The sequence below is a fragment of the Streptomyces sp. NPDC055287 genome, from assembly GCF_053646035.1.
The window spans coordinates 1-26,387 of the sequence record NZ_JBSHNE010000009.1; the positions used below are offsets into that span (position 1 = coordinate 1).

Sequence of the window (26,387 nt, forward strand, 5' to 3'; positions counted from 1 at the left end):
GCTGCTGGGCGGGCACGACGGTGCCGCCGCCACCGTGTTCATCACTACGTCACGCACCCCCCCGGCGCGCCGCCCACCCGGTGGGGGGCGCGGCCTCTCGTGCGTGGTGCGTCAGTGGAAGAAGTGCCGCGTGCCCGTGAAGTACATCGTCGCGCCCGCCTGCTTCGCGGCCTCGACGACCTGCTCGTCGCGGACCGAACCGCCGGGCTGGACCACGGCCTTGACGCCCGCGTTCAGCAGGATCTCGAGCCCGTCCGGGAACGGGAAGAACGCGTCGGAGGCGGCGTACGCACCGTTCGCGCGCTCCTCGCCCGCACGCTCCACCGCGAGCTTCGCGGAGTCGACACGGTTGACCTGCCCCATGCCGACACCCACCGACGCACCGCCCTTGGCGAGCAGGATCGCGTTGGACTTCACGGCGCGGCAGGCGCGCCAGGCGAAAGCCAGCTCGGCGAGTTCAGCGTCGGACAGTGCCTGGCCCGTGGCGAGCGTCCAGGTCGACGGGTCGTCGCCCCCGGCCTGGAGCCGGTCGGTGACCTGGAGCAGCGCGCCGCCGTCGATCGCCTTGACCTCCACCTCGTCGGACGGAGCGTCGGGACAGACCAGCACGCGGATGTTCTTCTTGCGGGCCAGCACCTCGACGGCGCCGTCCTCGTACGCCGGGGCGACGATGACCTCGGTGAAGATCTCGGCGACCTGCTCGGCCATCTCCACGGACACCGGCCGGTTGACGGCGATCACGCCGCCGAAGGCGGACAGCGGGTCACAGGCGTGCGCCTTGCGATGCGCCTCGGCGACGTCCGCGCCGACGGCGATGCCGCACGGGTTGGCGTGCTTGATGATCGCGACACACGGCTCGCTCTGGTCGTACGCGGCCCGGCGAGCGGCCTCCGTGTCCGTGAAGTTGTTGTACGACATCTCCTTGCCGTGCAGCTGCTCCGCCTCGGCGAGGCCGCCCGTGCCGGAGGTGTAGAGGGCCGCGGGCTGGTGCGGGTTCTCGCCGTACCGCAGCACGTTCTTGCGCGCGTACGTCGAACCGAGGAAGTCCGGGAAGCCGCTGTCGTCGGCGGCCGCGTAGTCGGCGGCGAACCAGGACGCGACCGCGACGTCGTACGCCGCCGTGTGCTGGAAGGCCTCGGCCGCGAGCCGCTTGCGCGTCGTCAGGTCGAACCCGCCGCCCTTGACGGCGTCGAGGACGTCGGCGTACCGCTCGGGGCTGGTGACAACTGCCACAGAGGGGTGGTTCTTGGCGGCGGCGCGGACCATCGAGGGACCGCCGATGTCGATCTGCTCGACGCACTCGTCCGCGGTCGCGCCGGAGGCGACGGTCTCCTTGAACGGGTACAGGTTCACGACGACGAGGTCGAAGGGCTCGATGCCCAGCTCCTCCAGCTGCGCGCGGTGCGCGTCGAGCCGCAGGTCGGCGAGAATGCCGGCGTGGACGCGCGGGTGCAGCGTCTTGACCCGGCCGTCGAGGCACTCGGGGAAGCCGGTGAGCTCCTCGACCTTGGTGACCGGGACGCCGGCGGCGGCGATCTTCCCGGCGGTGGAGCCGGTGGAGACCAGGGTGACGCCCGCCTCGTGCAGGCCGCGGGCCAGCTCCTCGAGGCCCGTCTTGTCGTAGACGCTGACCAACGCGCGGCGGATGGGCCGCTTCGTACCTTCGGCGGTCACTGGATAACTACCTTTCGTCCCTCAATGTGAAAGCCGTTACGGGCCAGGCGCCCCACGACATCGACGAGCAGCCGTCGCTCGACTTCCTTGATCCGCTCATGAAGAGCGACTTCGTTGTCCTCGTCCCGGATCTCGACCACGCCCTGCGCGATGATCGGGCCGGTGTCGACACCGTCGTCGACGAAGTGGACCGTGCATCCGGTGACCTTCGCGCCGTACGCGAGTGCGTCGCGTACGCCGTGGGCCCCGGGAAAGCTGGGCAGCAGGGCAGGGTGTGTGTTCACGAACCGGCCGCCGAAGCGGGCGAGGAATTCCTTGCCCACGATCTTCATGAAGCCGGCCGAGACGACCAGATCGGGCTCGTACGCCGCCGTGGCCTCGGCCAGCGCCGCGTCCCACTCCTCGCGCGAGGCGTAGTCCTTCACGCGGCAGACGAAGGTCGCGAGCCCGGCGCGCTCGGCACGCTCGAGGCCCGTGATCCCGTCCCGGTCGGCGCCGACGGCCACGACCTGGGCGCCGTACGCCGCCGGATCGGCGCCGATCGCGTCGAGCAGGGCCTGGAGGTTCGTACCGGAGCCGGAGACCAGCACGACGAGGCGGGCGGGGGTGCCGGGGGGACGGGAGGAAGGGGGCGGGGAGGCCACAGCGGGTCTCTTTCTCGCGGATGGTGCGGTTTGTATGGTCGTACGAACGAATCGCGCCCCCCGATACGGGGAACTCTACGAAGACGCCAACCGTCGGCAACGATACCGGCACACCGAGCGGCCCCCACGGGACGGGTACGTGGCCGGGAGGTAGCGTCAGGGGACAGGTTCGTTCTGCGGACTGGGACAATCCGTCTCCGGACGGGAACAGATCGACACACAAGACCCTCTGTGCACCGGGTCTGAGGGGAAGACGTTCACCAGATGACGGACCGACGCCGCCGCGCGGCTCTCCGCCTGCCGCTTTCCGCGACGCATGCCGGACAGCGGGGTTCTCAGTTGCTGCTGCGGGAACGCCAGTCCTCGTCGACCCCGCCTCCGTCGCCGCAGGGCGACGACAATCCCTTCGCGCCGCCCCCCGAGGGGCAGCCCGACCAGCCGTGGCAGCCGCGCAGGCCGGCGAACGACGGTGGCCAGGACGACGACGCGGACCAGCAGAACACCCCGCCGTCCAGCCAGTGGAGCCCGCGCCAGCCCGGCCGCCAGAGCGGCGGATTCGGCGGTCCCAAACGCCAGGGCGAGCCCGAGGGGCCGGGCGGCCAGGGCGGCGGCAGCGGCCCGGGACTGCGCTGGGATCCCACGGACCCCGCGCAGCGCCGGGCGCGCTACGCGCTGCTGTCCGGCATGTGGGCGTTCTTCTTCGCGCTGTTCGACCTCCCCGAGGTCGCGCTGCTGCTGGGCGCGCTGGCCCTGTACTGGGGCATCAGCTCGCTGCGTGCGAAGCCCCGCCGCGACCAGGAGGCCACCGCGCGCACCGCCGCGCCGACCACGCCCGCTACGGCGCAGGCGCCCGGCAGCACCAAGCAGCAGACGACGGCGGCGGTGAGCGGCCTGGTCACGGCTGCGCTGGCGCTGACGATCGTGGCGACGACGTTCACGGTGCAGCTGGTCTACCGCGACTACTACACGTGTGTGCAGGACTCCCTGACCCAGTCCGCCCAGGTGTCCTGCAACGACCTGCTGCCCAAGCCCCTGCGCCCGGTCTTCGGCGTAAAGGAGTAGGCCCCACGCCTGCAAGCCCCCACGCCTGCAAGCCCCCACGCCTGCCGGACTGAGCCGGCTACCGCGGCTCCTCCCGTCCGGCAGGACCGTCCGGCAGTTCGCCGGGCGGAGCCGTAGCCGGGGGCAGGGGTGATCCGGGCGGCTCCACGGGCTTCGGGAGCCGCCCCCCGGGGGGCAGGCCGGGGTCCCGGCGCGCCTGCGGGCCCGGGGTCTGCGGCTCATGAGGTGCCGGGGCGGCGGGGAAACCGGCCATCGGACCGCCGGACGACTCCTTCAGGGTCGCCCACCTCACCTCGCGCACTCCGCTGTCGCGCCAGTCGACGCCGACCGTGGCCCCGGGGTCCCCGATGGGCAGGAAATCGGCTTCGCTGTCGTACGGTCCCGACACGTCGTCGCCGACGGAGCCGCGCCCGCCGGGACGCCACCACGGCGCGACATCGGCCGAATCCGTGACGGCGGCAACCTCTCTCCCCCGCCGCCACCAACCCCGCTTCGCACCATTGGCCACTTCCTCCACCTGTTGCGCACCCGACTCCGGCCCGGAGCCACGCCGCCACCACCCGCGCCTGCCCCCGCCCACCGTCGCCTCGGCCTCGCGCACGAGCCGCGGTTCCTCGGCGGAACCGCGCCGCCACCACCCGCGCTTCGCCGGACCGGCCTCCCTCGCGGCAGCCGCCTCCGCCCTCGCCGCCCTCCGCCAGGAGCGCGGCGTACGGTCGCGCAAGCGCCACACACGCAGGATCAGCGCGGCCGGGACGCCCAGCGTCACGGTCCACACCACCGCCGCCCCGCCCGTACGCCACCACACCGGCCCGAACTCGGCCAGCGCCCCCACCCCCAGCGGCCCTGCGGCCAGGGCCGCCAGTACCGCCATCGCCATCCCGCACCCTGAGCCCGCGAGCGCCGCCGTGGCGGCCGTTTCCCGGAGCGTCCACGCTTCCTCCCGTACGGCGAACGGCGGCGCCGCCGTGCGTACGGTGAACCACGCGACGGCGCCCGCACCCACCACCGGCACGGCCAACGTCGCCCAGTGGACCGGCGTCGCCGCCTCCCCGGCCGGCAAGGCGGCGACCAGCGGAAAGTGCGGAAGCGCCGGTGGCCCCACCACGCCCAGCGGCGCGGCGGTCGCACCGGCACCGAGCGCGAACCCGGGACCGAGCCCGTACGCGGCGGCCCACACGGCGGCATTCGGTGCGAGCGCCAGAACCAGCAGCAGTACCGCGAGCCGCCCCGACCAGTCCCCCGCCAGCTGCAGAACCGCCCCCTGCGCCGCCCCCGCGTGCCACACCAGCGACGCCAGCGCGAGCACCGATCCACCGCAGGTCAGCGCCACGACCCCGGCCCCGGCGGCCCGCAGCGCGACCCGGAGCCAGGGGCGCACGAGGGCCTCCCGCGCGCCCCCCGGCACCCACCCGGGCAGCGGCCCGCGCGGCCGCCCGTTGGCCGTCCACACACCACCGGCCGCACCCGCGGCCGCGACGAGGGGCAGATGCACCGCCGCACTGACAAGCCCTGCGGGTAGCGGCCCCCCGTGCGCGTAGAACACGGCGAAAACACCCACACCCACGTACCCACTCACCACACCGAGAAAGGCCGCCCCCGCAGACGCCACATCCCCTGGCGCCCCATAAGCACGACCATCCCCACCCACGCTCCCCTCCCCCTCCCCCTCCTCGTCTCCCTCCCCATCCATCGCATCCCGGGCGGCCCGGTGGGTGAGCCACAGCGGCAGGGCGATCAGCAGCATCGGAGTCAGCCCGACGGGCGCGGGTCCGCCGGAGAGCGTGTCGTACCGGACGAGTTCGACCCCATGGGCGAGCAGCCACAACCCGGCGGCGAGGCGCAACGCCCCGCCGGGTCCGCTGTCGGGGTAGGGCGAGCTGATCCACAGCACCATCACCAGAACGGCGAGCGAGCCGAGACCGAGCCCGGCAGCGATCACTCCGCGCACGAAACAGGCGGCCTGCACGGAGGAGCGGCTGTGCGCGGACGGCAACCAGGTACCGCGATGGGTCACTTGAGTCACCCGCCCATGCTGTCAACGACACGCGCTTAATCCATGTAACGGGCGAATGACTGCCGTGTCGCTCAATATACGTTTATGTACTTTTTCGTCCGGCGTAGCGCTGCGGAGGGACTTTCATGACGCAGGGCACCGAAACCGCCCACGCCGCGCCGCTGCCCTCCCCCAAGGAGCGCCGGAGGCTGCGCGAGGCGCAATCGCTGACCCGGGAGCAGGTAGCGGCCGCCCTGGGCGTCACCCGCGAGACGATCAAGGCATGGGAATCCGGCCGGGCGAACCCCAAGCGCCGCAAGCGAGCGGCGTACGCCAAGCTGCTGGCCTCCTTCCGGGACGCGCCCCACCCCGCTCCGCTCCTCACGGCGCCAGGAGGGGACGTTCCGGGGCGCTCCCCGCAGGGCGCCGAAAGCGACGACCGCGAACGGATCGACGCGGTACCCGAACGTTCTGCACCCGAGGAGACGCCAGAGCGCGGCACCGACCCCGCGCCCCCGGAACCCGCCACCAGCGAGGACCCGGGCCCGGAGTCCACCGCCGCGCCACCGCCCCCCTCACCACACCCCGCCGAGCCCCTCACCCCCGCCCAGGCCTTCGATGCCCTCTACGCCCACTCCGCCGCCGCCCTGCTGAGCCAGACGTACCTCCTCACAGGAAACCGGCCCATGGCCCGCGAGTCCGTCGAGTACGCCTTCCGCCTGGCCTGGGAGCGCTGGCCCGCCGTGGCGACCGACCGCGACCCGGCGAGCTGGGTCAGGGCGGCGGCGTACGAATACGCGCTCTCCCCCTGGCACCGCCTGCGCCGCGCGCACAGGCGCCCCGAGCGCCCGCCCTCCGACCGCGACCGCCGCGTCCTGCTCAAGGCCCTGCTCGAGCTCCCCCCCGCCCACCGCCGGACACTCCTGCTGTACGACGGCCTGGGCCTCGACCTCCCCGACACGGCGGCCGAGACGGAGGCGAGCACCCCCGCGGCGGCGCGACGCCTCCTCAACGCACGCGACGCGATCGCCCGGCGGCTGCCCGAGCTGGCCGACGCCGGCACCCCCGCCGAACAGTCCGCGCTGCTGCGGGAACGCCTGGGCCAGCTGGCCGAGATCGGCACGGCGCCGTCCGTCAGACTGCCGCCCGCCCGAGCCGTAAGGGCGGGCAGCGAGCGCAGGACGCGGTTCTGGACGCGCGCGGCCCTCTTTTTCACGGCGATGATCGTCGGCGCCACGGGTTTCACCCTGGCCACAGCCCCGACGCGGTACGAGCCCCCGCTGGCCCGCGGCGAACCCGTGGGCGGCGTTCCGGTGCGCGGCGGCCCGCAGCCGCTCACCCCCGAGGACGAGGACCTGCGGAGCATGCTGCACTCGGCACCCGTGACGGGCCCGGCCCGCCTGGTCCCGGAAGCACGCTGAAACGCGGGCGGGCCCGTACCCCCCTGACCGGGGGATACGGGCCCGCACTGCGACGCCTGAGCGCGCGTCACCACGCCACCGCACCACCGCCGGGAACCGGCGGAGGCAGCGGTGTACTAGCCCGCCAGAATGGCGCGAGCCAGCTTGGCCGTCTCGGTGGGCGTCTTGCCCACCTTGACGCCCGCGGCCTCGAGGGCCTCCTTCTTGGCCTGTGCGGTGCCAGAAGAACCGGAGACGATGGCTCCGGCGTGCCCCATGGTCTTGCCCTCGGGCGCCGTGAAGCCCGCGACGTAACCGACGACCGGCTTCGACACGTTCTTCGCGATGTAGTCCGCGGCACGCTCCTCGGCGTCGCCACCGATCTCACCGATCATCACGATCAGGTCGGTGTCGGGGTCGGCCTCGAACGCGGCGAGAGCGTCGATGTGCGTCGTACCGATGACCGGGTCGCCACCGATGCCGACGGCGGACGAGAAGCCGATGTCACGGAGTTCGTACATCATCTGGTAGGTCAGCGTGCCGGACTTCGACACGAGACCGATGCGGCCGGGCTTGGTGATGTCGCCCGGGATGATGCCGGCGTTGGACTGGCCCGGCGTGATGAGACCGGGGCAGTTCGGACCGATGATCCGGGTCTTGTTGCCCTTGGCACCGGCGTACGCCCAGAACGCGGCGGAGTCGTGGACCGCGATGCCCTCGGTGATCACGACGGCCAGCGGGATCTCGGCGTCGATCGCCTCGACGACGGCGGCCTTCGCGAAGGCCGGCGGCACGAAGAGAACCGACACGTCTGCGCCGGTCTTCTCCATCGCTTCCTTGACGGAGCCGAAGACCGGAACCTCGGTGCCGTCGAAGTCGACGGTCGTGCCGGCCTTGCGCGGGTTCACGCCGCCGACGATGTTGGTGCCATCGGCCAGCATGAGCTTGGTGTGCTTCATGCCCGTGGCGCCGGTCATCCCCTGGACGATGACCTTGCTGTCCTTGGTGAGGAAGATAGCCATGGTGTTGGAGTCCCTCGTCCCTTACTTCGCAGCCGCGGCGAGCTCGGCGGCCTTGTCGGCCGCGCCGTCCATGGTGTCCACGCGCTGAACGAGCGGGTGGTTCGCGTCGGAGAGGATCCTGCGACCCAGCTCCGCGTTGTTGCCGTCGAGACGCACGACCAGCGGCTTGGTAACAGCCTCGCCCTTGGTCTTGAGCAACTCAAGCGCCTGGACGATGCCGTTCGCGACCTCGTCACACGCGGTGATGCCACCGAAGACGTTGACGAACACGGACTTGACGTCCGGATCGCCGAGGATGATCTCCAGGCCGTTCGCCATGACCTCGGCGGAGGCGCCGCCACCGATGTCGAGGAAGTTGGCGGGCTTCACGTTGCCGTGGTTCTCACCGGCGTACGCGACGACGTCCAGGGTCGACATGACCAGACCGGCGCCGTTGCCGATGATGCCGACCTCGCCGTCGAGCTTGACGTAGTTGAGGTTCTTGGCCTTGGCGGCAGCCTCGAGCGGGTTGGCTGCAGCCTTGTCCTCGAGCGCCTCGTGGCCGGGCTGACGGAAGTCGGCGTTCTCGTCGAGAGACACCTTGCCGTCGAGCGCGATGATGCGGCCGTCGGCGACCTTCGCGAGGGGGTTGACCTCGACGAGGAGCGCGTCCTCGGCGACGAAGGTGTCCCACAGCGTCACCAGAACCTCGGCGACCTGCTCGGCGACCTCGGCCGGGAACTTCGCCTGGGCGACGATCTCGCGGGCCTTCTCGATCGTCACGCCGTCGTTGGCGTTGACCGGGACCTTCGCGAGGGCCTCGGGGGTCTTCTCCGCGACCTCCTCGATGTCCATGCCGCCCTGGACGGACGCCATGGCAAGGAAGGTGCGGTTCGTGCGGTCGAGGAGGTACGAGACGTAGTACTCCTCGGCGATCTCGGGCGCGGTCTCGGCGATCATCACCTTGTGGACCGTGTGGCCCTTGATGTCCATCCCGAGGATGTCCGTCGCCCGGGCGACGGCCTCGTCCGGCGTCGCGGCGAGCTTGACGCCGCCGGCCTTGCCGCGGCCGCCGACCTTCACCTGCGCCTTGACGACCGACTTGCCGCCCAGCCGCTCGGTGGCCTCGCGCGCCGCCTCAGGCGTTTCGATGACTTCACCGGCCAGCACCGGTACACCGTGCTTGGCGAAGAGGTCCCTCGCCTGGTACTCGAACAGGTCCACGCGCGTCCGTCCCTTTTCTGGTGATCGCGGTTCGTTGCTTTGAATGCGATGGGCGTGCCGCGAAGGGCAACGTGACGGCGCAGTCACAAGGGAGGCGTAACGGTGTCCGGTACGCGGCATGTCCGTCTCGCAGGTTATCCCCGTGGGCCACAGGTCCCTAAATCGCAGATCACACCTGAGCGGTGATACCGGTCACAGCCGGTCACGGAGCGCACGTGCTACCGCGTCGGCGGCGGGCGGCAGCGGCAGACACGGAGCCGGGCGGCCTCCACCCCAATGGAGACCGCCCGGGATGCATCGGACCCGCCGGTCGGATGCCGCAGGTGTCGTACGCGCCGTACGCGTCCTACTTGCTCTGCGTGTCTTGCGTGCCCTGCGTGTCTTGCGTGCCCTGCGTCAGATGCCCTGGGTGAGGTACGACGCGTAGCCCGGGGTGACCGAACCGGCGGCGTCCTGGGCGCCGTGGACGGCGTTGCCGGCGAGCGGGGCCGAGGCGACGGTGCCCGACAGGTCCTGCGCGAACGGCTGGACGTCGGACACGACGCCACCGGCGAACGGCGACACGTCGCCGGCGACACCGTGGGCGAGGGTGTGGGCGCTGCCGCCGACTCCGTACGCGACGGGCTCGACGTGGTCGACGACGGTCCGGACGAGCGGCTGCACGGCGCCGTGGACGCCGCCCGCGAACGGGCCGACCTCGGAGACGACGCCGCCGGCGAACGGCGGAACGTCGTTCACGATGCCGCCAGCGAACGGCGACACGTCGCCGACCGCGCCGTGGGCGAGACCGCCGACGTCGCCGACCGCCTGGCCGGCGACCGGGAGCACGCCGTGCACCGCGCGGGCGGCGATGGGCGGCAAGGTGTCCTCGGCGACGGCGTGGGCGAGCGGGGTGGCGTCGGCGCGGACCTGACCGACGTGGCCCTGGGCGTGGTTCGGCGCCTGCTCCAGCTCCGAGGTGAAGGCGGACAGCGGGCCGAAGAGGTAGTCGACCTCGGCGTCGGCCTCGGCGTGGGCGACCTCGGCGACGTCCGGCGCTCCGGCCAGGGAGGGCGCGGCGGGCAGGTCGTACGAGGGCAGCTCGGCCGCGGCGTCGTGCCGCACATCCTGGGCGCCGGACGCGACGTCCTTGACGTCCTTGACGTCCACATTCTTGACGTCCACGTCCGTGACATTCAGGTCCGGGACATTCAGGTCCGGGACGTCCACGTTGACGTCCTCTATGGCGTCGGACGCCTGGTCGGGGGAGGAGAGCGGCACCGAGACGGGCAGCTCGGCCGCGCTCGCGGCGGCGGTGCCGAGGGCCCACATGCCACCGGCGGTGGCGGCGACGGCGATGGAACGGCGAATGTTCTTGTTCATGCTGGTGTCAGATCCTTCGAATTCGTTCGGCTGGCTGTCCGGGGTTTCCGGATGGCGGGCAGACCTGTCCCGCCCCCGCGCGGCAGGTCATTGAGCGGGGACGGTCTGCCCTAGCCGGGGAATTCGAGAATTTCGTGCGGACGGTCGTACGTCGGTGAGGCGGTCGCCGGCAGCGTGGCTCCGCGCACCAGCCCGAGCCGGGCGCCGTGCGCGAACGGGGCGGCGTGCTTGTCACCGGAACGCGACGGGTTCCCGTCACCGGCCGTCTGCCGTACGCCGTCACCGCACGGCCCGGCAGGTGCCTGTACGGGCACCTCCCCGCACTCCGGGCGGCCCGGACCGCGTTCCGCGTCATCGCCTTGCGGGGCGGACAGTTCGTACGGGTACGCGCCCGGTTCGACCTGACCCGTCGTGCGGGCTGCGGACCCGCTCGCGGCAGGCTGCGCCCGGTCGCCGGAGCCCTGGTGCACGGCCTTCTCCGGCGTGACGGACGGCTCCGTACCACCGCCGGAAGGCGGCACCGGCACGGCGGCCTGCCCAGTGGGCACGGGCAGTTCGGGTACGGGCGGCGCCAACGCCACCGGTGACTGCGGCAGCCCGGGTACGGCCGGCCGATGCTCGGCGACGCGGTCCCGCAGCTCGCCGACGGGCCGTGCGACGCCCCGTACGACGTCGGCCACCGGCTCCGCGATTTCGCGCACGGCCTGTCCGGCCTCGCGCGCCGCCGGCTTCCGCTGCGCCGGCACGTCCACCGGGACGTCCGGGACCAGCTGGGCGATCGCGTCCACCGCATCGGTGGAATCGCGGAGCGGCGACGGTGCCTCGGCGGCGTACGCCTGACCGCCCCACAGGAACCCCAGCGCCAGCAGGCCGCCCAGGAAGAACACCACCCGCAGCGCACGCCGCCGGCCCGCCCGGCGCAGTACGCGCAGGGCGGTCAGGGGGTGAGCAACTGCGGCAGTCAAGGAGAACGGCGCCTTCACAGGGGGAACGGACAGGGTGTCGGAACGACGAGCGGCGGACCAGCGAGTGACGAAACGACGGGGTGATGCTCGCACGTCCCTCCTGGGTTCGCGCAAGTCGGATGTTACTGATGAGTCGCCACGTCCGGTATGGGCAGGGGTCGTTTTTCGATCGCGGCCGCCATTACCTCGGGGAAGAGGTCCGGCGTACAGGCGAAGGCGGGGGCGCCGAGTGCGGCCAGGGCTGCCGCGTGCTCCCGGTCGTACGCCGGAGCGCCTTCGTCGGAGAGCGCGAGCAGGGCTACGAACTGCACTCCCGACGCCTTCATCGCCGCGACCCGCTTCAGCATCTCGTCCCGTATGCCGCCCTCGTAGAGGTCGCTGATCAGCACGACGACGGTGTCGGCGGGCCGGGTGATCTGCGACTGGCAGTACGCGAGGGCGCGGTTGATGTCCGTGCCCCCGCCGAGCCGGGTGCCGAAGAGGACGTCGACCGGGTCCTCCAACTGGTCGGTGAGATCGACGACGGCGGTGTCGAAGACGACGAGGCGGGTGCTGACCGAGCGCATGGAGGCGAGGACCGCGCCGAACACCGAGGCGTAGACGACGGACGCGGCCATCGACCCGGACTGGTCGATGCACAGGACGACGTCCTTCTTCACGGACTGCGACGCCCGCCCGTACCCGACGAGCCGCTCCGGAACGACCGTCCGGTACTCGGGAAGGTAGTTCTTCAGGTTGGCCCGGATGGTCCGGTTCCAGTCGATGTCCCGGTGACGGGGGCGGCTCACGCGGGCGCTGCGGTCGAGGGCGCCGGTCAGGGTGGCCCTGGTGCGGGTGGCGAGTCGCTTCTCCAGCTGCTCGACGACCTTGCGGACAACGGCGCGCGCCGTCTCCCGGGTCGTCTCGGGCATCGCCTTGTTGAGCGAGAGCAGGGTCCCGACGAGGTGTACGTCCGCCTCGACGGCCTCCAGCATCTCGGGTTCCAGCAGCAGCGCCGACAGCCCGAGGCGTTCGATGGCGTCGCGCTGCATGACCTGCACGACCGTGCTCGGGAAGTACGTACGGATGTCGCCGAGCCAGCGCGCGACGGAGGGCGCGGAGCCGCCGAGGCCGGCCGAGCGGGCGCCAGAACGGCCGGTCGCCTCGCGTCCGCCGCCGTACAGCGCGGCCAACGCCCCGTCCATGGCGGCGTCCCGGCCGCCGAGCGCACACCCCGTCCCGTCGGCCGCCTCCCCGCCCAGCACGAGCCGCCACCGTCGAAGCCGCTCCCCGCCGCGCGCTTCCGAGACCGTGTGGAACGGAAGCGGTCCGGGTGCGCCTGCGGCGCGCTCGTTCCCCACTCCGCCCGTTCCCGAACCGGCGCGAGCTCCGGCCCCCGCACGCCCCCCGGGCGCGTCCGCACACTCCGGGCGGGCTGACGCGTCGCCCCCGGGGCGGGCCGGCGACTGCCGAAACGCGGCGGCCGCCCCCGCGCCCCGACTTCCCACCCGCGTGTCCTCACCCGCATGGCGGGCCGCGTCGGCCGGGTCGGCCGCGTCCGCCACTCCGAGCAGCAACTCCAGTACCGGCAGCACCGCGTCGGCGCGTTCCTCGTCGAAGCCTGGGCCGAAACCGGGCGCCCCGGGATCCGTGCGCGCCGGACGCGCGGCGGACGGTCCGCGCCGGACCAGCTCCCCGAGAGTGCGCCGAACTCCTGGCTCGAACGCCGCGAACGTACGGCGCAGCAGGGGCAGTACGCCGGTGAACGCCTCGCCGGGCACACCGGTCAGCCAGGCGTCGATCAGGGCGAGGAGCCGCTCGTCGTGCACGAGGAGCATTCCCCCGCCGGACGTCCCGCCGACGAAGCCCTCGATCCAGGCCGCGGCGTCGGCCGGTGGTGTCCCGGGCGACAGCGCGAGTGACATCAGACGCGCCGCCTCGTCCTCCGCGAGCCGCCCGTCGTCCAGCAGCAGCCGCGCCGCCCGGCCACGGATCACTCCGCCCACGCTGTCCCGCCGGGCAAGCCTGTTCAGTACCGCCGACCAACGCCCGCGTACGTCACGACGCTCGCCCGGTGCGGTCCCGGCCAGCAGGCCGATCGCCGCGTGGACCGCGTCGAGGTGGCGGCGCATGTCCGCCGCGCCGTCCGCGTCGAGCCCGGTGCAGGCGGGCGGCAGCCCGACACAGATCCGCTCGGCGAGACCCGCGGCGACCTCGCCCAGCGCCACCGTGTCCGTGCCCCGCACGTCGCCGTACCGCAGTGAGCGGGCCAGCGCGGGCAGCGCCTGCGCGAGGTGGCCGACATCCGCGTCCAGCGCCGCGCGGTCCGCGAGGGCCCGCATGACCACCGGGAGGGCGTCGGGGAGTTCGGCCAGCAGGCACCGCTCGGCCAGGGCGGTCACATCGGCGAGGGCGGTGGCCGACACGGCCTCGGTCTCGGCCTTGGCGGTCGCCGCGGAGAGCACCGTGGTGCCCCACACCCCGGCCTCCGCGACGCGCACCGACAGTTCGGGTTCCCAGCGCAGCCGCCAGTTCTCCCGGAACGTGCCCGTGCTCCCCCGGGCCTCGGCCGGCTCGCCCCAGCCGATGGACAGCAGCCTCAGCCGGTGCAGGAGTCGGCTGCGCGCCGCGTCGTTCTCCTTGCGCAGGTCGAGCTCCAGCTCGCGCTCCTGTGCTTCGGGTTTGAGCCGCAGGCTGCGTTGCGTCCGGGTCAGATCGCGTTGCAGCGGTACGGCGGGCGCCGTGTCCGGGACCTCTCCGAGAACGTCACCGACGACGAGCCGGTCGTGCACGAGCGCGAGCGGTACGTCGGACCCCTCGCACATCACGGCCCGCACCGCGTCGGTCGTCTCGGTGAGCCCCGCGAGCGGCCTGCCCCGCATGACGGCGAGCGTCCCGGCGAGACGAACGGCCTCGATGACATGGGCGGAGGAGACCAGGCGGTCCTCGTCCCGCAGCAGCCCGGCGACCTTGGTCATCCAGCGCTCGACAGGCCGGTCGGCGGCGCCGAAGAGATGGCCGTACCAGCCGGGCGAGTCGATACCCGCCCCGTATCCGCTGCGCCGGGCCAGCCTGCGATTGGTCCAGGGCACCCAGGTCATCTCGGCCTTGACCTTGGGCAGGCCCTTGAGCACCGCTCGGTCGGCGGTGGCTGTCGCGACCTTCTCGCCGAGCGCCGGCAGATGCCACGCGCCGCACACGACGGCGAAGCCGTCGCCGAATTCCTTGCGCGCGGACCGCAACTGGATCCTCATGTACGCCTCACGGACGCGGTCGCGGCTGTGGCCTCCGTCTCCGTACGTCTCGCGCAGGGCGCCCATGGCCTCGGCGAGCGCCGCGAACGGCGCGAACGGATCTGCGGCCCCGGCTCCGCGATGCTCGACCACGTCCTCCCACCACCGCTCCGGATCGTCGTACCCGGCAGCTTCCGCGAGCACCCCCACGGGGTCGACGGCCACGGCCGTCTCTTTCTCCTTCTCCTCCGCCTCCTCCGCCTCCTCCGTCAGCGCCAGCGAGTGCGCCGCCGGAAGGTCGATGAACCGCACCGGTACGCCGTGCCCGAGCGCCCAGCGGATCGCCACCCACTCCGGGGAGAACTCCGCCAGCGGCCAGAACGCGGCCCGGCGCGGGTCGTCCGTGACGTGCGCGAGGAGGGCCACGGGCGGGCGCATCGCCTCGTCGTCCGCGAGCGGCAGCAGCGCGTCGGCCTCGGGCGGCCCCTCGATCAGTACGGCCCGGGGCCGCGCCGCGTCGAGCGCCCGGCGCACCGCACGCGCCGAGCCGGGTCCGTGGTGGCGCACACCCAGCAGCAGGGGGCCCGGCGTCATCCCGAGACCTCCCGGCAGGCGCGGTAGAAGTCCTTCCAGCCGTCCCGCTCACGGACGACCGTCTCCAGGTACTCCTGCCAGACGACACGGTCCGCCGCCGGGTCGCGCACGACCGCGCCGAGGATGCCCGCAGCCACATCACCGGAGCGCAGCACGCCGTCCCCGAAGTGGGCGGCGAGGGCCAGGCCGCCGGTGACGACGGAGATCGCCTCGGCGGTGGACAGCGTCCCCGAGGGCGACTTGACCTTCGTACGCCCGTCGGTTGTGACGCCGTCGCGCAGCTCGCGGAACACGGTGACCACGCGCCGGATCTCGTCGAACCCGTCGGGCGGGGCCGGCAGGTCGAGCGAGCGCCCGATCTGGTCGACGCGGCGCGCCACGATGTCGACCTCGGCCTCCGCCGTCTCCGGAAGCGGCAGCACCACCGTGTTGAACCGGCGCCGAAGGGCGCTCGACAGGTCGTTGACCCCGCGGTCGCGGTCGTTGGCGGTGGCGATCAGGTTGAAGCCGCGGACGGCCTGTTGCTCCTGCCCCAACTCCGGGATCGGCAGGGTCTTTTCCGACAGAATCGTGATCAGGGTGTCCTGCACGTCCGCCGGAATGCGGGTGAGCTCCTCGACCCGCGCCGTCATACCGTCGGCCATGGCGCGCATGACGGGACTGGGCACGAGCGCTTCGCGGCTCGGCCCGTGGGCGAGCAGCCGGGCGTAGTTCCAGCCGTAGCGGATGGCTTCCTCGGGCGTGCCCGCGGTGCCCTGCACGAGCAGCGTGGAGTCTCCGCTGACGGCAGCCGCGAGGTGCTCGGACACCCAGGTCTTGGCGGTGCCCGGCACACCGAGCAGCAGCAGTGCACGGTCGGTGGCGAGCGTGGTGACGGCGACTTCGACGATCCGGCGCGGCCCCACGTACTTGGGCGTGATCACCGTGCCGTCGGGCAGCGTTCCGCCGAGCAGGTACGTGGCGACGGCCCACGGCGAGAGGAGCCACCGGGCGGGCCGCGGCCGGTCGTCGGCCGCGGCCAGCGCCTTGAGCTCGTCGGCGAAGGCGTCCTCGGCATGCGGCCGCAGGGCCTCGCCGTTGTCCGCACTCGCGCCGGCCTTGATTTCGGGCACGGTCATGGATCCCCCTCCAGATTTCCCGGATGTGGGATCCACCGTGCACCACGCCACTGACAATCGACCGTCGCCGCAGGTCAGGGCCCAAATGACGGCCTGCGGAGGTTACTTCACGATCGGGGAGACCGCGATGCAGCCGAGCAGGGCCTTCTCACCGGCGGCTTCCTTGATCGTCTCGCCCTTGTAGACGACCTTGCAGGTCAGCTCGGCGGTGTCCTTGAGGCTGATCGGGGAGACCGCGGGCGGCATGATGCCGCGCAGCGTGACCGTCTTCTTCCACGGCAGGGTGGGGTTCTTGACCGACTCCATCTTCGGGTCCATGGCCGTCCCCTTGCCGCCCGCGAACTCGATGGACTCGACGCCCTTGCCCGTGACCTCGTACGTGACTTCGTACTTCTCGTCCATGGACTTGTCGACCTGCTCGGCAGCCTCGTCCTTGACGGCTTCGGTCGCCTCGGAGCAGGCGCCCAGGCCGAAGGCGAGACCGGTGACAGCGGCGGTACAGACAACGGTGCGGATGAAGCGGTTCATGTGAGATCCCCCCGGATCTGGATGTGGCAGGAGGTCGCACCCAATCGCAAAGACAAAGTAAAGTCAAGTCACGGCAACCAGCCAAACCCGCAGGTCGGAGCCGATTGTCAGTGGTGCCCCGTAGCGTCTTGCCCATGAATCAGCAGGGGGTGCGCTGGACTGCGGAACAGGTGCTGGCCTTGGCTCCTGACGATGCGTCACGCAAATCGGGAAGCAGGCTCGGCACGGCCGGACCGTGGTCGGAGGCGGGGAGCAGCGGTTCGGGGGCGGTGTGGGGGCTGTGCAAGGGCAGCGGAAGCACGCCCTACCGCACCGTGATCGACACAGCGGGTGGCAGCCCGGCCTGCAAGTGCAGTTGTCCGAGCCGCAAGTTCCCCTGCAAGCACGCACTGGGACTGCTGCTGCTCTGGGCGTCCGACGACCCGGCCGTACGGGACACGGAGATGCCGGACTGGGCCGGGGAATGGCTGAAGGCACGCAGGAAGGCGGACGCCGAACGGGCCCAACCCACGCGGACCGCCGATCCGGAGGCGGCGAGACGCCGGGCCGAACAGCGCGCCGAGCGGATCACCCTGGGGGCTTCGGAGCTGGAGCAGCGCCTGACCGATCTGCTGCGCGGCGGCCTGGCCACCGCCGAGCAGACCGGCTACGGACTGTGGGCGGAGACGGCCCGCCGCATGGTCGACGCCCAGGCACCGGGGCTGGCCGCACGAGTCAGGGAGTTGGGCGCCGTACCGGCGTCGGGGCCCGGCTGGCCGGCGCGTCTTCTGGAGGAGTGCGCGCTGCTGCATCTGCTGGACGCGGCGTGGCTGGCGCGCGACCGTCTGCCGGAGCCGCTGGCCGCGACCGTGCGCAGCCGCGTGGGCCTCACCGCGCCCGCAAGCGGGCCGCCGGTCCGGGACCGCTGGCTGGTGCTGGCCCAGTACGACACCCCGGACGGCAAGCTCGTGACCCGCCGCATATGGCTGTACGGACGGCAGTCGGGCCGGACAGCCCTCGTGCTGTCCTTCGGAGCCGGGGGCCGGGCTCCCGAAGTCTCGCTGCCCGCAGGCCTGATGCTCGATACGGAGCTCACGTTCTACCCGGGCGCGGGCCGACTCAGGGCCGAAATGGACGAGCGGCCGGCCTCCCAGGCTCCGGCGGACGCCGCGCCCCCCGGTATCGGCACCACCCAGGCGATCCATGCCTACGGCAGCGCCCTGCGCGACGACCCGTGGCTCGAATCCTGGCCGGTGACGCTCGGCCGCGTCGTACCGGTCCCCGCCGGCGACACCTGGCAGCTGGCCGACGCGGAGGGCGGCCGCGCCCTGCCCGTCGCTCCCGCAGCGCTGTCCCGCCCAGGGCTGTGGAAGCTCGCGGCCCTGTCCGGCGGCGACCCGCTCACGGTCTTCGGCGAGTGCGGCCATCGCGGCTTCACGCCGCTGACGGCCTGGTCCGACGGCTCGTCGGAAGCCGTCCCGCTGACCGAACCCTGACCGTACGGAGGCCGCCATGACCACCAAAACCAACCCGGCACCGGACCCCGCCCCCGCGTCGCACACAACGCTGCCAGCAGGGGACGCGCCGCGGCGCTCCCCGCACCGCAGCACTGCTACACCTCCCGACACCCCGGGAGCCACGGCAGCGGTGGCGTGGGAAAAGCTCGTCACCGCCGCCCTGCTGGGCACCGATCGCCGCTCGCTGCCACCCGGCGCGGTGGCCCCCGGCAAGGACGCCCCGGCCGCCCTGCTCGACACCGCCGCACAGCAGACCGTACGGCGCAGGGCGGCCCTGCTCCCCGCCCGCGCCGCCGCACGCCCCGACCCCGCCCCGCACGACCCGCGCCCCCCACTGCCGCCGCCCGCCCGCCGCCGGCTGGCGCAACTGCTGGCCGGCCGCTCCGCGTCCCCCGCCGCCGCCGGGGGCAGGCGCGGCACCGCGCCGGACCTCACCGAGCTGCTCCCCCAGTGGCTCGCGGCCGCGAACCGGCGCCGCTTCCAAGCGCCGCCGGCCCTGCTCCCCGCACTGCTGGACGCCGCCCGCGCCCGCACCGACCTACGGCCGCAAGCGCTGGCCTTCGCGGGGTCGCGCGGGCTGTGGCTGGCCCGGCTGAACCCGGACTGGCGCTACGCGCTGCGCGGTGCGTCGGGCAGCGGCGCGACACCCGACCCCGGGGATACGACAGCCGTATGCCGGCTCTGGGAGGAGGGCCTGTTCGCCGAGCGCGTCGGCCTCCTCACCGCCGTCCGCGCCCAGGACCCGGCGGCCGCGCTCGCGCTGCTCACCAGCACCTGGTCCACCGAGCGAGCCGAGGACCGTCTGATGTTCCTTGACTCCTTGCGCGCCGGCCTCTCCGCCGCCGACGAGCCGTTCCTGGAACAGGCCCTGTCGGACCGCAGCCGCAATGTGCGGGCCACCGCGGCCGAGCTGCTCTCCGCGCTGCCGGACTCCGCGCTCGCCGGGCGGATGGCGGCGCGGGCCACCACGTGCGTCGGCCTGGACCGGTCCGGCCGCGCGACCGGCGACGTGCGCCTCGCCGTGGAGGCGCCGCACGAGTGCGACGCGGACATGCAGACCGACGGGTTGTCGCCCAAACCCCCGGCGGGGCGGGGCGAGCGGTCCTGGTGGCTGGGCCAGCTGGTCGAGTCCGCCCCGTTGCGCACGTGGCCGCGCCGGCTGGGCGGCCGTACGCCGCAGGAGATCGTCGCGCTGCCCGTGGCCGACGGCTGGAAGGAGGAACTGCACGCCGCCTGGTGCCGCGCGGCGGTGCGCCAACGGGACGCCGACTGGTCCCGCGCACTGCTCGGCGCGCCCTCTGCACCACCGGCGACCGGCCCCGGTACGTCGTCTCTCGCCGAGCGGGCGAAGCTGCTGGCCACGCTGCCGGACGACGAACGGGCGGAGTGGGTGGCCGCTTTCATCGCGGCGCACGGCCTGTCGGAGGCGTTCCAGCTGCTGGGGGTGTGCACCGTGCCCTGGGCGGGGCTGCTCGGCCGCGCGGTGGTCGACGCACTGGACATCGCGCGGGACGCGGGGAGCTACCCGTGGAGCTTCAGCGGCGTGATGGGCCTGGCGGAGCGCTGCCTCGACCCCGGGGAAGCGGGCCGCCTGGAGATGCTCACGACGACGCCGGACGAGCAGGAGGATGCGTCGCCCGGCGCGGCCGGCTACTGGTCGGAGGCCTTCCAGCGTCTCGTAGGCACCCTGCGCCTCAGGGCGGCGATGCTCACGGAGCTGTCGGAGGGCTAGGCCGTCCGGCGCTCGGGGCGGGCTCGCCCCGGACCCCGAGCACCGGAACAAGCTCCGGTGCCGAGTCCCAGCACGGCCGGACCCGGCCGGCCCGGCCCAGCCCGGACCTACGCCTGCGCCGCCTGCCGGACGTGAGTGTTGACCCACTCCACGATCGACTGCGTCGTCGCGCCCGGCGTGAAGATCTCCGCGACACCCTTCTCCTTCAGCGGCGCGATGTCCGCCTCCGGGATGATGCCGCCGCCGAAGACCTTGATGTCCTCCGCATCGCGCTGCTTGAGCAGCTCGATCACCTTCACGAAGAGCGTGTTGTGCGCGCCCGAGAGGATCGACAGCCCAATCGCGTCGGCGTCCTCCTGAATGGCGGTGTCCACGATCTGCTCGGGCGTCTGGTGAAGCCCGGTGTAGATGACCTCCATACCGGCGTCGCGCAGAGCCCGCGCGATGACCTTCGCCCCGCGATCGTGTCCGTCGAGTCCCGGCTTGGCGACCACCACGCGGATCGGCCCGGTCACACCCATCACTGCCTCCATGTACCGACTGCGCCGTCATTGGCACGCGCCCCGCACCGATGAGGACGGGGAAGTGAACGAACGTTATCGACAGCATCCCGCAACCGCCCGTTTCACGGTGGACAGGGAGGGGGAAATCACACATGGGACATGTTCGCTATGCGTCGTTCCTGCCACATCAGGCGCTACGGCGGCAGCAGCCGCAGCAGCAGCCGGGACGAACGCAAGGGGAGCCGCGACGAGGCCGCCGTTCCACCGTGCCGTCAGCCGCACGGCACGGTGGGACGGCCGCCGAGTTCCTCAGTACGGCACCCCATGAGGGCACACGGGGGACGGAGCCGCCTCCTGCGTGCCGTTCAGGAGGTCGGCCATGAGGCCCTTGCCCTTCTTCTTTCTGCCCTGTCTGCCCTGTCTGCCCCAGCTACGCCTCTCGGCCGCGCTCCTGAGAGCCACCGCCCTGGAACTGGCGATCCTGGCCGGGCACCTCCTGCTCTACCCCTCCGGCATGGCCCAGGAACGCCGCTCCCGGGCACCCGCGCTCCCCGATCCGGCGCCCGTACCGCCAGAGACCACGCTGCTCGCCACCACCGGCCGGGACCGCCCGCCCGTGGTGCTGCTCCACGGCTTCGTCGACAACCGCTCCGTCTTCGTCGTACTGCGCCGCTCCCTGGCCCGGCACGGCTGGCGCCACCTGGAATCTCTCAACTACTCCCCGCTCACGTGCGACATCCGCACGGCGGCCGAGCTGCTCCACCGGCACGTGGAGGAGATCTGCGACCGCACGGGCCACACCCGGGTCGACATCGTCGGCCACAGCCTCGGCGGCCTGATCGCCCGGTACTACGTACAACGGCTCGGTGGCGACGTGCGCGTACGCACCCTCGTCACCCTCGGCACCCCGCACGGCGGCACGAGCGTCGCCCCGCCGATGAGCGCCCACCCCATCGTGCGCCAGATGCGCCCCGGCTCCGACGTGATCGAGGAGCTGAGCAGGCCCGCACCCTCCTGCCGCACCCGGTTCGTGAGCTTCTGGAGCGATCTCGACCAGCTGATGCTCCCGGTCGAAACCGCGTGCGTCAGCCATCCGGATCTCATCGCCCAGAACGTACGGGTGACAGGGATCGGCCACCTTGCGCTGCCCGTGCATCCGGCGGTCGCCGCCGGCATCCGGCAGGCGCTCGAGGAGCAGGACACGGCAGCGGGCGCCTCAGGCACGGTCTCCGTCGCCTGAACTCGCCCAACACCGGTCGAACATCAGTCGAACGCAGCACCAAAGCTGTGCCCGCCGTCCACCAAAAGGCGGCCGAATGCCCGTTTCCTGAGCGGGCAAAATCTGGCGAAGATTGTCGCCGTCCCTTACCGCCGGGTACAGTCGCGCCACTGCTTTGCCTCTGGGGCCCCTCCCGGGACCCCAGCCCCCACAGGTCCTGCATTGCCGAGGCGAGAGAGAAGTTGGTGGACGACCAGCACGCCCACGCCGGGTACGACGGCTACTCCACCGGCAGCTTTCAAACAGATCCCCTCTTCGGAGCGCTCCCCGACCAGGGAAGTCACTACGAGGCAGGCCACAGCGGCCAGTACGACACCACCCAGTGGGACGCCACCGGTGCCCAGCAGACGGTCGGTTACGACGCGTACGGTGCACAGCACACGCAGCAGCAGTACGACGGCACCACCGGAGCCTGGCCCACCGCCGCCTATGAGAGCGCGGCCGACATCCCGGCCCAGTCCACCGGCCAATGGGACTCCAACGCCTGGAACCAGACAGGGCAGTTCGACACCAGTCACTTCACCACCGGGCAGCTCAACACCGCCCCGTACGCCCCCGGTCCGTACGAAACCGGCCATGTGACCACCGGCTTCGGCACCAGCCCGTACGAGACAGGCCAGTACGAAACGGCGCAGTTCACCCAGGCCGCCGACGCCACCGGCCAGTGGAGCGCCACGCCGGTCTACGACACCGGCGCGTACGACGCCACCGCCTGGAACTCGGGGCACACGGACGGCAACACCGGCGCGTACGAGACCGTCCCGCCGCAGCAAGTCTTCTACGAGACAGCCGAGTTCCCGCAGGTCGACCTGGCCGAGGACCCGGCGGCGTACGACGCCGACGCGTCGCAGGCACCTCACGCACCGCACGAGGCGCACGACCGGCCCGACAACACGCCCGGGGCCGAGCACGAATTCGCGTCGGAGTACGCACCCGAACACGAGCCTGAACCCGAGCCGGAGAACGACCCGGACCTCGAACTCCCACCGGCCGCCGCGGCAGTGACCACAGCCGCCGCCCCCGGCCCCCGCTCAGCCCGTCGCAGCGCCGGCAACTCCGGCCGCGGCCGCCGCCGTACCCCCGCCAAACGCTCCGCCCTCCTCACCGTCGCCGTCCCCTCCGCCTGCGTGATGGGCGTGGCCGGCATCGCCGCCGCCTCGGTCGGCAGCGTCGGCGGTGGCGCCCCCGCCGAGGAGAAGAAGGACACCACCACGACGGCCTCGGCGGCCGACCCGGGCTCGGTGAAGCCCGTCGCGGTCAACAACAAGCTCGACACCCAGCTGGCCAATCTCAGTACGGACGCCGAGGACTTCGCCGACCGCGCCAGCCGCACGCAGGAACGTATCGACCTCCAGGCACGCCAGGCCGCGGAGAAGAAGCGCAGGGCCGAGGAGGCCGCGCGCAAGGAGGCCGCCCGCCCGAAGTTCGCCCTGCCGGTCGAGCAGCACGGCCTGAGCGCGTACTACGGCCAGGCGGGCGTCAACTGGATGTCCGTGCACTCCGGCATCGACTTCCCCGTCTCGTACGGCACTCCCGTGATGGCCGCGACCGACGGCACGGTCCGTACGCAGTACAACACCGCCTACGGAAACATGGCGATAGTGACCGCCGCCGACGGCACGGAGACCTGGTACTGCCACCTCAGCAGCACCAAGATCCGCTCCGGCTCGGTCCAGGCCGGCGACGTCATCGCGTACTCGGGCAACTCGGGCAACTCCACAGGCCCGCACCTCCACTTCGAGGTGCGTCCCGGCGGCGGGTCGGCGATCGACCCCCTGCCGTGGCTCCGCAGCCACGGCCTCAGCCCGACCTGAGCGCACCTCCCGGGTGCCCCAGGCCCCGGCGCCGAAACCCGAACTCTCGACAACCGCCGCCTCGCGGCCTCCGCCGAACCCCGGAGCTCAACGCCCCGGGGCCCGGCAGAGCAGGACTTCCGCTCTCCTACAGCTTCTCGACCGGCGCGTACCGCAGGAGCAGCTTCTTCGGCCGCTCGTCGCCGAAGTCGATCGTCGCCTGCGCGTCCGACCCCGTCCCCGTCACCGTCATCACGGTGCCGAGCCCGAACTGGTCGTGCGTGACCCGGTCCCCGACCACCAGCGCGACCACCGGCTTGTCCGACGTCCGCCGCGTGGCGAATCCCGAAGCGCCGCCGCCCCCGCCCCGCGACCGCGAGGCCAGCGAGGCCGACAGCGACGAGGCGACGCCCGACACCGGCCCGGCCGGCATCTGCGCGCCCTTGCGCTTCCACGTCAGGTACGTGTCGGGGATCTCCTCCAGGAACCGGGACGGCGGGTTGTACGACGGCTGCCCCCACGCGCTGCGCATCGACGCGCGCGTCAGGTAGAGCCGCTCGCGGGCGCGCGTGATGCCGACGTACGCGAGCCGCCGCTCCTCCTCCAGCTCCTTCGTCTGGCCGAGCGCGCGCATGTGCGGGAAGACGCCGTCCTCCATGCCCGTCAGGAACACCACGGGGAACTCCAACCCCTTGGCGGTGTGCAGCGTCATCAGCGTGATGACGCCCGACCCTTCCTCGTCCTCGTCAGGGATCTGGTCGGAGTCGGCGACGAGCGCGACCTTCTCCAGGAACTCGGCCAGCGTCCCGGGCTCGTCGCCCTCGCGCTCCTGCTCGAACTCCAGGGCCACGGCGGCGAGCTCCTGGAGGTTCTCGATGCGCGTCTCGTCCTGCGGGTCGGTCGACGCCTGCAACTCGGCGAGGTAGCCGGTCCGTTCGAAGACCGCCTCCAGCACCGTGGCGGGCCCGGCGCCGGACTCGACGATCGTACGGAGCTCCTCCATCAGCGAGTTGAAGCGCTTCACGGCGTTCGCCGAGCGGGCCGCCATGCCGTACGCCTCGTCCACGCGCCGCAGCGCCTGGGGGAAGCTGATCTTCTCGCGCAGCGACAGTGCGTCGATCATCGCCTCGGCCCGGTCGCCGATGCCCCGCTTCGGTACGTTCAGAATGCGGCGCAGCGGAACGGTGTCCTCGGGGTTCGCCAGGACGCGCAGATACGCGAGCACGTCCCGGACCTCCTTGCGCTCGTAGAAGCGCACGCCGCCGACGACCTTGTAGGGCAGCCCGACGCGGATGAAGATCTCTTCGAAGACACGGGACTGGGCGTTCGTACGGTAGAAGACGGCGACGTCGCCCGCCTTCGCGTCGCCCGCGTCCGTCAGCCGGTCGATCTCCTCCGCGACGAACTGCGCCTCGTCGTGCTCGGTGTCCGCGACGTAACCGGTGATCAGGGAGCCGGCGCCGGCCTCCGTCCACAGGTTCTTGGGCCGGCGGTTCTCGTTGCGCTCGATGACGGCGTTGGCGGCGGTGAGGATGGTCTGCGTCGAGCGGTAGTTCTGCTCCAGCAGGATCGTCTTCGCGTCCGGGTAGTCCTCCTCGAACTGGAGGATGTTGCGGATCGTCGCGCCGCGGAAGGCGTAGATCGACTGGTCGGCGTCACCCACGACGCACAGCTCGCCCGGCGCCCGGCCCTCGCCCGAGGGACCCACCAGTTCGCGCACGAGCGTGTACTGAGCGTGGTTGGTGTCCTGGTACTCGTCGACCATGACGTGACGGAAGCGCATCCGGTAGTGCTCGGCGACATCCGGGAACGCCTGGAGCAGGTGCACCGTGGTCATGATGATGTCGTCGAAGTCCAGCGCGTTGGCCTCGCGCAGCCGCGCCTGGTACATCGCGTACGCCTGCGCCAGCGTCTTCTCGAAGCCGTCGGCGGCCTGGCCCGCGAAGGTCTCTTCGTCTATCAGCTCGTTCTTCAGGTTCGAGACCTTGGCGCTGAAGGCCTTCGGCGGGAAGCGCTTCGGGTCGAGATCCAGATCGCGGCAGACGAGCGCCATCAGGCGCTTCGAGTCGGCTGCGTCGTAGATCGAGAACGAGGACGTGAAGCCGAGCTTCTTCGACTCGCGGCGCAGGATGCGCACACACGCGCTGTGGAACGTGGAGACCCACATGTGGCCCGCGCGCGGGCCGACGAGCTGCTCCACCCGCTCCTTCATCTCACCGGCGGCCTTGTTGGTGAAGGTGATCGCGAGGATCTGGCCGGGGTGCACACCGCGCTTGGCCAGCAAGTACGCGATCCGGTGGGTCAGGACCCGGGTCTTGCCCGAGCCCGCGCCGGCCACGATGAGCAGCGGGGATCCGGCATGCACGACGGCGGCGCGCTGCTCTTCGTTCAGCCCGTCGAGCAGCGCGGCGGCGTCCACGACCGGGCGCGGCGCGCCGTCCCTGTAGTGCGCGTCCCTGGGCGCCGGAGGCGCGTCGAAGGCACCCCCGAACAGGTCGTGCGGGACCTCCTCCGGGGCGTGGTCCTCGGGGGGCGGCGGGGCCGGGTCCTCCGCGTGCTGAAGGTCGGCCAGGAAGCTGTCGTCAAAGAGGCTGCTCATCGTCTACCAAGCTTAGGCGGGACCACCGACAGCCCGCCCCGGATTCTCCCCGGCCGCGGAGATCGGACCGGGGGAAGCCCGTGCCCGGCACGCTCGCGTGCGGCGCGCCGCCGCGTGTGACCTTGCGCACGTACGGCGCGACACCCTGGCCGTGCCACCCGCGCACGTACGGCGCGACACCCGGCCGCGACCCCTGACAGCGGCC

At 72.3% G+C, this 26,387-nt stretch carries 18 protein-coding genes and 1 pseudogene; 6 read left to right on the forward strand and 13 right to left on the reverse strand.

Annotation, left to right across the window (positions count from 1 at the left end; all coding sequences use genetic code 11):
* Nucleotides 1-111: 111 nt before the first annotated feature.
* Together purH and purN are read right to left on the reverse strand one after the other, a co-directional pair.
* Complete coding sequence (gene purH / locus ACWIHY_RS16205; RefSeq protein ID WP_454376312.1) at nt 112-1,674, reverse strand: bifunctional phosphoribosylaminoimidazolecarboxamide formyltransferase/IMP cyclohydrolase; 1,563 nt, start codon at nt 1,672-1,674, stop codon at nt 112-114.
* The gene (purN, locus tag ACWIHY_RS16210; RefSeq protein ID WP_454376313.1) at nt 1,671-2,318 is read right to left on the reverse strand and encodes a phosphoribosylglycinamide formyltransferase; all 648 of its coding nucleotides are present in this window, start codon (nt 2,316-2,318) and stop codon (nt 1,671-1,673) included. Before purN ends, purH begins: the two co-directional genes overlap by 4 nt.
* A gap of 264 nt (nt 2,319-2,582) precedes the next feature.
* Here purN and ACWIHY_RS16215 point away from each other — a divergent pair, with 264 nt between their 5' ends.
* On the forward strand, nt 2,583-3,380 hold the full coding sequence (locus ACWIHY_RS16215) for a hypothetical protein (RefSeq protein ID WP_454376314.1): 798 nt from the start codon (nt 2,583-2,585) through the stop codon (nt 3,378-3,380).
* A 58-nt stretch (nt 3,381-3,438) separates the two neighbouring features.
* Here the strand turns inward: ACWIHY_RS16215 and ACWIHY_RS16220 are convergent, their stop codons facing one another.
* Nucleotides 3,439-5,406 carry a cell division protein PerM gene (locus tag ACWIHY_RS16220; RefSeq protein ID WP_454376315.1) on the reverse strand — a complete coding sequence of 656 codons (1,968 nt, stop codon included), beginning with the start codon at nt 5,404-5,406 and terminating at the stop codon, nt 3,439-3,441.
* A gap of 116 nt (nt 5,407-5,522) precedes the next feature.
* Between ACWIHY_RS16220 and ACWIHY_RS16225 the strand changes: the two genes are divergently transcribed.
* Nucleotides 5,523-6,797: a helix-turn-helix domain-containing protein gene (locus ACWIHY_RS16225; protein WP_454376316.1), complete on the forward strand. Its 1,275-nt coding sequence runs from the start codon at nt 5,523-5,525 to the stop codon at nt 6,795-6,797.
* Nucleotides 6,798-6,913: 116 nt separating this feature from the next.
* Here the strand turns inward: ACWIHY_RS16225 and sucD are convergent, their stop codons facing one another.
* The 8 genes and pseudogenes from sucD to ACWIHY_RS16265 all read right to left on the reverse strand — a co-directional run bounded on the left by sucD (nt 6,914) and on the right by ACWIHY_RS16265 (nt 16,780).
* A complete protein-coding gene (gene sucD, locus ACWIHY_RS16230) occupies nt 6,914-7,798 on the reverse strand; it encodes a succinate--CoA ligase subunit alpha (RefSeq protein ID WP_454376317.1) in 885 nt (294 codons plus the stop codon).
* A 21-nt stretch (nt 7,799-7,819) separates the two neighbouring features.
* Nucleotides 7,820-9,001, reverse strand: a complete 1,182-nt coding sequence (gene sucC, locus ACWIHY_RS16235) for an ADP-forming succinate--CoA ligase subunit beta (protein ID WP_454376318.1) — start codon at nt 8,999-9,001, stop codon at nt 7,820-7,822.
* A gap of 396 nt (nt 9,002-9,397) precedes the next feature.
* Nucleotides 9,398-10,363: a hypothetical protein gene (locus ACWIHY_RS16240; protein WP_454376319.1), complete on the reverse strand. Its 966-nt coding sequence runs from the start codon at nt 10,361-10,363 to the stop codon at nt 9,398-9,400.
* 110 nt (nt 10,364-10,473) lie between these two features.
* Complete coding sequence (locus tag ACWIHY_RS16245; RefSeq protein WP_454376320.1) at nt 10,474-11,328, reverse strand: hypothetical protein; 855 nt, start codon at nt 11,326-11,328, stop codon at nt 10,474-10,476.
* Between the two features lie 122 nt (nt 11,329-11,450).
* Nucleotides 11,451-12,512 carry a VWA domain-containing protein gene (locus ACWIHY_RS16250; RefSeq protein ID WP_454376529.1) on the reverse strand — a complete coding sequence of 354 codons (1,062 nt, stop codon included), beginning with the start codon at nt 12,510-12,512 and terminating at the stop codon, nt 11,451-11,453.
* Between the two features lie 321 nt (nt 12,513-12,833).
* Nucleotides 12,834-15,134 (reverse strand): annotated as a pseudogene (locus ACWIHY_RS16255) (DUF5682 family protein); the annotation flags it as partial.
* Complete coding sequence (locus tag ACWIHY_RS16260; protein WP_454376321.1) at nt 15,131-16,252, reverse strand: ATP-binding protein; 1,122 nt, start codon at nt 16,250-16,252, stop codon at nt 15,131-15,133. The gene ACWIHY_RS16260 and the pseudogene ACWIHY_RS16255, both read right to left, overlap by 4 nt.
* 102 nt (nt 16,253-16,354) lie before the next feature.
* Nucleotides 16,355-16,780: a hypothetical protein gene (locus ACWIHY_RS16265; RefSeq protein ID WP_454376322.1), complete on the reverse strand. Its 426-nt coding sequence runs from the start codon at nt 16,778-16,780 to the stop codon at nt 16,355-16,357.
* Between the two features lie 134 nt (nt 16,781-16,914).
* Between ACWIHY_RS16265 and ACWIHY_RS16270 the strand changes: the two genes are divergently transcribed.
* Nucleotides 16,915-18,255 carry an SWIM zinc finger family protein gene (locus ACWIHY_RS16270; protein WP_454376323.1) on the forward strand — a complete coding sequence of 447 codons (1,341 nt, stop codon included), beginning with the start codon at nt 16,915-16,917 and terminating at the stop codon, nt 18,253-18,255.
* 16 nt (nt 18,256-18,271) lie between these two features.
* Nucleotides 18,272-20,008 carry a DUF5691 domain-containing protein gene (locus ACWIHY_RS16275; RefSeq protein WP_454376324.1) on the forward strand — a complete coding sequence of 579 codons (1,737 nt, stop codon included), beginning with the start codon at nt 18,272-18,274 and terminating at the stop codon, nt 20,006-20,008.
* A gap of 107 nt (nt 20,009-20,115) precedes the next feature.
* Here ACWIHY_RS16275 and ACWIHY_RS16280 read toward each other — a convergent pair whose 3' ends face one another.
* Nucleotides 20,116-20,529, reverse strand: coding sequence for a cobalamin B12-binding domain-containing protein (locus ACWIHY_RS16280; RefSeq protein ID WP_028812291.1), 414 nt, complete (start codon nt 20,527-20,529; stop codon nt 20,116-20,118).
* A 361-nt stretch (nt 20,530-20,890) separates the two neighbouring features.
* Between ACWIHY_RS16280 and ACWIHY_RS16285 the strand changes: the two genes are divergently transcribed.
* Entirely contained in the window at nt 20,891-21,751 is an 861-nt protein-coding gene (locus ACWIHY_RS16285; protein WP_454376325.1) for an esterase/lipase family protein, read from the forward strand.
* Nucleotides 21,752-21,975: 224 nt separating this feature from the next.
* Nucleotides 21,976-23,604: a peptidoglycan DD-metalloendopeptidase family protein gene (locus tag ACWIHY_RS16290; protein WP_454376326.1), complete on the forward strand. Its 1,629-nt coding sequence runs from the start codon at nt 21,976-21,978 to the stop codon at nt 23,602-23,604.
* Nucleotides 23,605-23,731: 127 nt separating this feature from the next.
* On the opposite strand, the gene pcrA is transcribed toward ACWIHY_RS16290, so the two are convergent.
* Nucleotides 23,732-26,182 carry a DNA helicase PcrA gene (gene pcrA, locus ACWIHY_RS16295; protein ID WP_454376327.1) on the reverse strand — a complete coding sequence of 817 codons (2,451 nt, stop codon included), beginning with the start codon at nt 26,180-26,182 and terminating at the stop codon, nt 23,732-23,734.
* Between the last annotated feature and the right edge of the window lie 205 nt (nt 26,183-26,387).